Origin of the sequence: Bradyrhizobium sp., assembly GCF_052389815.1 — a bacterium.
In the GTDB taxonomy this organism is placed as follows: Bacteria; Pseudomonadota; Alphaproteobacteria; order Rhizobiales; family Xanthobacteraceae; genus Bradyrhizobium.
In genome coordinates this window covers 49,754-56,858 of sequence record NZ_JBQTHN010000073.1, presented here as the reverse complement: position 1 = coordinate 56,858, position 7,105 = coordinate 49,754, and the positions used below count along the sequence as shown (strand labels likewise).

Here is a 7,105-nt window from a genome sequence, read left to right as displayed (position 1 = left end):
ACACGACTTCACCGTCCGCCGCTGCGTTTCGCCCGGTGCAAGCACCTGACGCAGCAAGCGGCCCATCGCAACCCGCACCACGTTTCGTGACGATCGCGAAACGTCCCTCACGGTGGCACGGGCTGGGGAGACGTTTAGTTCTGATTTGCGCAATTGTCAACCGTTATTTCTGATTATTTAAACTTGATTTCCGATTATATGAACAATGAGCCGGCGGCACGTCCGCCGGCTGGGCGGGCCGTGCGGGATGCGCCGGACCCTTGGGATTGCATTCGGGCCAGTCCATCTGACGAACGTTTCGCCCGGCGGCATCCGGCCCACCTCCGGTATCACCCGTAGTTGCCCGTTGGTGCGCCCGCCCCCTAATTGGGACATGGGCCGCCATATCCTCTTCAAATGCCCACGGACCGGCATGAAAGTGCAGCATTGGCTGGACGAGGTGCCGCCGAACCAGTCCGAGGACACCTACAAGGACGCCTACAAGGCAGTCGCTTGTCCGGCCTGCACGCTGACACATTTCATCCATCGCGAGACCGGCAAGCTGCTGGGCGAGAGCTGAAGTTCCTCCTCCGCGGCCGCCTTGCAACGCCCCGACGTTTCCCGATTTGGCGAATCCCGGCAGCCAGGCGTTCACGAAATCGTATCCCCACGCGACTTCTCCAGCAGCCGGTGCAGCGCCGAGGCGATCCGATCCGGATCGAACGGCTTCATGAACATGACGCTGTCGGGAACGCCCTCGGAGGGCCAGACCTTCGCATCGGCCCCGGTCACGTAGATCACTGGTATGGCGGGAGCGAGCCTGCGGGCGAAATGCGCGACTTCCCAGCCGTCCATCGAACCGGAAAGGCGGATATCCGTCACGAGGCCGCAGACACCGGCGATCGCCCGCCGCAGCAGCTCGATCGCCTCTTCGCCGGATGCGACGGCAAGCGCCTCGAAGCCCGCATCCTCCAGCGCCTGCTGGACGACAGCCTGAACCTCCGGTTCGTCCTCGACCACAAGGACCTTTGCAATTCTATCCAAGTTTCCCCCCGACCGGATGGGCCCATGGCAGCCAACGCACAACGGCCGGAAAAGTTCAGGATGGCCATGACTCCTTTCTGCGAAGCGAAGCTCGGACTTCCGTAAAGCCGCGGTGCCGCCTGCGGCTCAAAAAAGATCCCCGCCGGCCCTGGAGAGCGCGGCGGGGCAAGGTGTCGCATCAACCGCGCCCTGGAATGCGCGATTGAATGGTTTTACTTGAGCGAAGTGTTGATGGAGGTGAAGCGGAAGTCAGATTCCGCATTTCTTGTTTTCGCGATGAAGAAGTTGTTCCTTTCAAGCAAGCGTGAAAACATTTCCGTTAAGTTCGACGGCGGAAAGGGCAGGGCTAGGATGTGACAGTCGATCCGCTCCTTCCTTCTCAGCCGCCGGTGCAGCGATGCATCGCCGGTTCATCCCGTTGCACAGATGATCTTTTCTCACCTGTCGACGCCTTTTTGGTTTGGCTCGCTCGCATCGTGCCCGTCAAAAAGCTGGCACCGATCTGCTCCCCGTTGATCCAGGCGAGCTCACAGCGCCTGAACGCCACGCCGGTCGACGACAGCACCAGGAAGAATTCCTTCAAGTTCAGGCCTTGAATGGACGATTTTAGCCCCAGTCTCACCCCGGCTTCGGAAACGTCCAACATTGTGCAGGGGCGACGCCAGGTCCCATCGATGGCAAACATCTGGACGTCGATCGCGTGCGAGAACAGGACCCGATGATCCCTGCGGCGGTTTGCGGTGCTGTCCATGTCAGCCTTGCGATCCGGATGGGTCGTCAGGCTCGAACGCCACGCCGATGCGGCGCCCGCTTCGCCACACCGCGCGACAGCGCCGATGAAGCCCATCGCCAGCAATGACCAGCGCAAACCGCTCCGGGATTCCCGCCTGACTTACGACTTCCAGCGCAGCTCCCTTGTCCGAGAGGTTGCGTACGGAGCAATCGATGGCTCCCCCGCCGAGATCGATAGACCCGGCCTTCAAAACCCGATGCCGCAAGGAGCCGCGCTTGTCGTTCATCTCACCTCGCTGGTCATCCATCTCCGCCCCCGTCTGAATCTTTGCATCTGCAGCCCGCATGTCAGGCAACCCGAGCGGACATGTCCTGAAGCTGCGCGGCGCCCACCACGCGATTGCGCCCGGCGCGCTTGGCGGCATAGAGGTAGCCGTCGGCGCGCTCTAGCAGGGACTCCTTGCTGTCATATGGGAGCAGCGTGGCGACGCCGATCGAGACGGTGATCCGCCCGATGACCTCGCCGGTCGACTTCTTCTTCAGCTCGCGCGCCATGATCGAGCGGCGCAACTGGTCGGCGACCGCGACCGCCTGCTGGAGCGGTGCGTTGGGAAGGACGATGCCGAATTCCTCGCCGCCAAAGCGCGCCGCCACGTCCGCGGCCCTGATGCCTTGCTTCAACGACGCCGCCACCAGCCGGAGAACCTGGTCTCCAGTGGCGTGACCATACGTGTCGTTGAAGGACTTGAAATGGTCGATGTCGATCATCAGCAGCGAAAGCGGTTCGCCGCGGTCGGCCGCATTGCGGACGGCCTCGCTGAGGGCTTCGTCGAAATGCTTGCGGTTGCCGAGTTGCGTCAGCGAATCCGCCCTGCTCTCCATCCGGATCGTGTGCAGACCTTGCTGGAGCTCGGCGATCTCCTGCATGGCGCCATCGAGCTGCAATTTCAGCCTTTGGCTGTCCTGGCGCATCTCGATGGTCGCAGCGACCAAAGCCTGAACCGTCGCCACGACCGCCGCCGGATCATCCGTCGCCGCGATATCCTGCGATGCGGTGTCCAGCCGCTGGCCATAGGCCGAGGCGCTACCCAGTGTTGCGGTCATGAAGCCGACGACGTCGCCGAGCTTGGTGTTCAGCCCGCAGCCGATCGCCTGCATCTTTCCGAGCATGCGCGCCGCCCCGAAATGCGCTTCATGCAGGCGTTCCAGCTCGGACTCGGCGGGCGCGCCGCCGGATGCAAGCATCGCCTCGATGTCTTGATTGAGGGCACGGTTGTTCTTGAGGCCGTAGGCGTACCAGATTTCGTAGTTTCTCGGCGTCGGCGCCAGGCCGACCTCCCGCAGGGTCGATCGAACGAATTCGGCCAAGGCGATCGAGCGTTCGCGCTCGTGCTCTCCGTTCGATCCGCTGTCCAAAAAAGCCATTGCATACCCTCACGTAGAGACTGCGGAGAGGACCCCCGGTCTCATCGCGAGAATACAACATCGCGCGCCGGCCCGGCGGGGGCGCGGTGTCCGGCTGTTCCTGACCCAATAACCAGTTGTTTAGAAACACGGCCTCGCTTCTGCGGAGACCGTGGCGATCAGGTCAGCCAGCCCTCCGAGAGCGCGAACCTGACGATCTCGGCGCGGGTCTTCAGCCCGAGCTTCTCCAGCGCGCGGCCGCGATAGGTCTCGACCGACTTGGCACCGATCGCCATCGACTGCGCGATTTCCTTGGTGGCGTGGCCCAGCGCCGTCAATTTGAGAACCTCGCGCTCGCGCGGGCTCAGTTCGACGGCCCCGAGTTCACCCGCAGGCATCTTGCGATCGATGCGATGCGTCATCAGCGGATCGACGAACGTGCCTCCCGCAATGGCTGCGCGAACCGCAGGTATCAGCGTCGTCGTCGCGGAGCGCTTCAGGATGAAGCCGCCGGCTCCCGCCGCAAGCGCCTGTTTCAGATGGGCCTCGTCCTCGTGGGCCGTGAGGATCAGCACCCGCACCGACGGCCGCTCCTCGCGGATCTTCCGGGCCAGCATGATGCCGTTCATTCCGGGCATGCCGACGTCGATGACGGCAACGTCCGGCGTTGCCGACCTGACCAGGCTGAGCGCCTCGAGTCCGGTTGCGGCTTCGCCGGCAAGCTCGAGGTCGGCCTCCGCCGTCACCAGTTGCTTCAGGGCAAACAGGATGAACGGATGATCGTCGGCCAGAACAATTCTGACTTTCTTGTCTGTCGTGTCTGTCACTTGGCGAACCAGGTGTGAACGTTGGGCCCCGTGAGGTGCCTCAGTTGCGCTGGTGCTTCGTGGACCGGGGCGATGATCGCACCTTCAAGGCGCCCCGTTATAGGCGGGATATATCGGCAATGTCCCTTGCTATATCATGAACGGGACATTGATTCTCGTCCATCGGACGGCAGGCGGCACCTTCCACGGCACAGGTTCGGCTAGCTCATGCACAGGTTGAACCGGCGCTGGAAGCGGCAGGCCTTCTGGCAGGCAATGACGGGAGCGCTGCTCGCCGGATCAATCTTATTCCTGTTCCTGTTCGATCTCCGGCTTCGCTACGACGCGACGATCGAACAGGGAAAACGGTCCGCCGAGAATTTTGCGGAGGTTCTGTCGGAGCACACCGCGCTGACGTTCGAGAACGTCGAACGCACGCTGCGCGAGGTGGCGAAGATCAGGAGCGACGCGCTGCACGCCCACTATGTGACGGCCGACGAATCCAATGCGGCGTTGCGACTGTTGATGAATACCTCGCCCATCGTGGTGGCGGTCGGCTGGACCGATGCGGCAGGCAACCTGATCGCGCATTCCTACGATCGGCCCGCGCCCCGAACCAACGTGTCCGGCATGGACCATTTCAAGGTGCAGCGCGACCGCACCGAGGATCGGCTCTATGTCTCTCCTCCCTTCCTGTCGGCCGCGAACGGGAAATGGCTGACCGCGGCCTCGCTGCGGCTGAGCGACGCCGACGGTTCGTTTGCCGGCATCGTAACGGCGCCGCTCGATCAATCCTACTTCGCGAAGCTCTATCGCTCGATCGATCTCGGCACCGAGGGGTCCATCCTGCTCATGCATACCGGCGGCCTGGTGCTGGCGCGGGAGCCGTTCGTGGAAGACGTGGTTGGCCGATCGTTCGCCCACGCACCGTTGCTGACGCAATACCTGCCCAAATCGGATTCGGGGGCCTACGAAACGATCAGCGTCCTCGACGGCCGGCCCCGCATCGCCGGCTACAAGGCGGTGCGGGGATTGCCGCTGGTGATGCTTGTGACCTATGCGCGCGCCGACCTGCTGCGGCCCTGGTACAATCACATCACGCTGTTCGGGCCGGTGGTGGCCATCGTGTTCGCCGCCATGCTGATCGGGACTTTCCTGCTGGTGCAACAGACCCGACGGCTGGCACGAAACTCCCGGGAACTCGAGCGCACCAACACGCGATTCGACATTGCGCTCAGTCACATGCCGCACGGCCTGATTGTGTGGGATGCCGACGAGAGAATCGTGATCGCCAACAGCCGGTTTCACCAGATGTACGGGCTCGCGCCCGAACAGGTTAAACCGGGGACCTCGCTCCGTCAGCTTCTCGACTCGCAAGCTGCCAACGGTCAAAACCTCGGGCCGAACGGGGACGGGTTCATCAGCAGGATCGTTTCCGAGGCCATGCAGACGCACGTGCTGGCCGACGGACGAACCGTCGCCATGCGACGGCGTCCCACCCCGGAAGGCGGCTGGATCGCCGCCCACGAGGACATTTCCGAGCAAATGCGCATCGAAGGCGAGCTGCGGGAGGCAAAGGATCGCGCCGAAGCCGCCGCACGCGCGACCGCGGACTTCCTGTCGAACATGACCCATGAACTGCGGACGCCGCTCACCGCCATCATCGGCGTATCCGACATGCTGCTGAGCGGCGAGCAATCCCGCGACCGGCAACGCCAATATCTCCAGATGCAGCGCTCGGCCGGCCAGGGGCTGCTGGGCATCGTCAACGACATCCTCGACTTCTCCAAGATCGAGGCCGGACAATTCACGCTGAGCCCGGGACCGTTGTCCCTTTCCAGGCTGACACAGGAATGCCTGGCCATGTTCTGGTGCCAGGCCCTGCGCAAGGGCGTGGACGTGACCTCGCATATCGCCTCCGACGTTCCCGATTGGGTATGGGGCGATGCCGTCCGGCTGCGGCAGATTCTGGTGAACCTGCTCGGTAACGCGGTGAAGTTCACCCCGTCGGGCTCGGTGCGGCTGACGGTCGACCTGGTGCCCGGCTCCATCGGGGCGCTCCGCTTTGCGGTCACGGACACCGGCATCGGCATCGCGCCGCGCGATCTGCCCTCGCTGTTCGAGCGGTTCGTGCAGGCCGAAAATACGGCGACGCGCCGAGTCGGGGGCAGCGGCCTTGGCCTTGCAATCTCCCGGCAGCTCGTGAACCTGATGGGCGGAAAGATCGACGTAGCGAGCGCACCGGGGCGCGGCTCGGAATTCTCGTTCGTCGTGGAGCTAGCGCTTTGCGAGGCAGCGTCGCCGGAGACCTCGCGAGCCTCCCTTGCAAGCGGTACATCCTATCGCCTGCTCCTCGCAGAGGATTACGAGCCGAACTGCGACCTCATCAAGGCCATGCTGGAACAGGCCGGGCACGAGGTCGTCACGGCCAACAACGGCGCCGAAGCGGTGCGAATGGCGGTGCGCAGCTCGTTCGACGCCATTCTTCTGGATGTGCAGATGCCGCAGATGGACGGCTATGCCGCAGCGCGGACGATCCGAACCGCGATCGGCGGCCGCCCGAGACTTCCTATCATCGCGCTGACGGCCAACGCGCTTCCGGGCGAATCCGAGCGATGCCTGGAGGCCGGCATGGACGTCCACGTGCCCAAGCCGGTGAACTGGCCGGACCTGTTCGAGACGATCGACCGTCTGGTGCGCGAGGAACGGCGGGCAGAGACGGGCCCATCCGGCGGAGCAGACCCGCTGGCGGAGCCGGACGCGTCGTCACCTTCGCCGGCTTTCGATGAAGCCACGCTCGCGCAGCTGCGAAAATCGATCGGGCACGCAAACGCCGGCCGCCTGCTTCACCTGTTTTCGGTGGAGGCCCGGGTGCGATTCCTGACGCCGCCGGAAACGGCCGAAGATCGCGACGCGATCTGCAGGGAGGCCCATACGCTGGGCGGAGCCGCGGGAATGCTTGGCTTTCAACAGCTGTCCGACGCTTGCAGGAACCTCGAGGGCGCCCGCCCCGACCTGTTCGACGCATGCCTCGGCCGCTGCAGGGAAGCCCGCGACGCCGCCTTGCGGATCGTCGCGGGACTTCTCGCCGAGGAAGAACCGGTCCAGGCGGAACGAACGACGGCCTGAGCCGGCCCGAA

At 64.0% G+C, this 7,105-nt stretch carries 7 protein-coding genes; 2 read left to right on the top strand and 5 right to left on the bottom strand.

Features of this window, described 5'->3' with window-relative positions; all coding sequences use genetic code 11:
• Positions 1 to 412: 412 nt before the first annotated feature.
• On the top strand, positions 413 to 559 hold the full coding sequence (locus ACT4OC_RS13295) for a hypothetical protein (RefSeq protein ID WP_444839454.1): 147 nt from the start codon (positions 413 to 415) through the stop codon (positions 557 to 559).
• A 71-nt stretch (positions 560 to 630) separates the two neighbouring features.
• Here the strand turns inward: ACT4OC_RS13295 and ACT4OC_RS13290 are convergent, their stop codons facing one another.
• The 5 genes from ACT4OC_RS13290 to ACT4OC_RS13270 form a co-directional block, all read right to left on the bottom strand.
• Positions 631 to 1,023: a response regulator gene (locus ACT4OC_RS13290; RefSeq protein ID WP_444839453.1), complete on the bottom strand. Its 393-nt coding sequence runs from the start codon at positions 1,021 to 1,023 to the stop codon at positions 631 to 633.
• A 379-nt stretch (positions 1,024 to 1,402) separates the two neighbouring features.
• Entirely contained in the window at positions 1,403 to 1,774 is a 372-nt protein-coding gene (locus ACT4OC_RS13285) for a PilZ domain-containing protein (protein ID WP_444839452.1), read from the bottom strand.
• Position 1,775: 1 nt separating this feature from the next.
• Entirely contained in the window at positions 1,776 to 2,042 is a 267-nt protein-coding gene (locus ACT4OC_RS13280) for a PilZ domain-containing protein (RefSeq protein WP_444839451.1), read from the bottom strand.
• 61 nt (positions 2,043 to 2,103) lie between these two features.
• Positions 2,104 to 3,180: a GGDEF domain-containing protein gene (locus ACT4OC_RS13275; protein ID WP_444839450.1), complete on the bottom strand. Its 1,077-nt coding sequence runs from the start codon at positions 3,178 to 3,180 to the stop codon at positions 2,104 to 2,106.
• 158 nt (positions 3,181 to 3,338) lie between these two features.
• Positions 3,339 to 3,986 (bottom strand): response regulator, encoded by a 648-nt coding sequence (locus tag ACT4OC_RS13270; protein ID WP_444839449.1) that lies wholly within the window; start codon positions 3,984 to 3,986, stop codon positions 3,339 to 3,341.
• Positions 3,987 to 4,193: 207 nt separating this feature from the next.
• On the opposite strand from ACT4OC_RS13270, the gene ACT4OC_RS13265 reads away from it, so the two are divergent.
• Entirely contained in the window at positions 4,194 to 7,094 is a 2,901-nt protein-coding gene (locus tag ACT4OC_RS13265; RefSeq protein ID WP_444839448.1) for an ATP-binding protein, read from the top strand.
• Positions 7,095 to 7,105 lie beyond the last annotated feature (11 nt).

What these genes read in the sequence shown, in the direction of transcription:
- ACT4OC_RS13295 (WP_444839454.1), top strand. Translation starts at nt 413, where the DNA reads ATGAAAGTGCAGCATTGGCTGGACGAGGTGCCGCCGAACCAGTCCGAG.
- ACT4OC_RS13285 (WP_444839452.1), bottom strand. Translation starts at nt 1,774, where the DNA reads ATGGACAGCACCGCAAACCGCCGCAGGGATCATCGGGTCCTGTTCTCG.
- ACT4OC_RS13280 (WP_444839451.1), bottom strand. Translation starts at nt 2,042, where the DNA reads ATGAACGACAAGCGCGGCTCCTTGCGGCATCGGGTTTTGAAGGCCGGG.
- ACT4OC_RS13275 (WP_444839450.1), bottom strand. Translation starts at nt 3,180, where the DNA reads ATGGCTTTTTTGGACAGCGGATCGAACGGAGAGCACGAGCGCGAACGC.
- ACT4OC_RS13265 (WP_444839448.1), top strand. Translation starts at nt 4,194, where the DNA reads ATGCACAGGTTGAACCGGCGCTGGAAGCGGCAGGCCTTCTGGCAGGCA.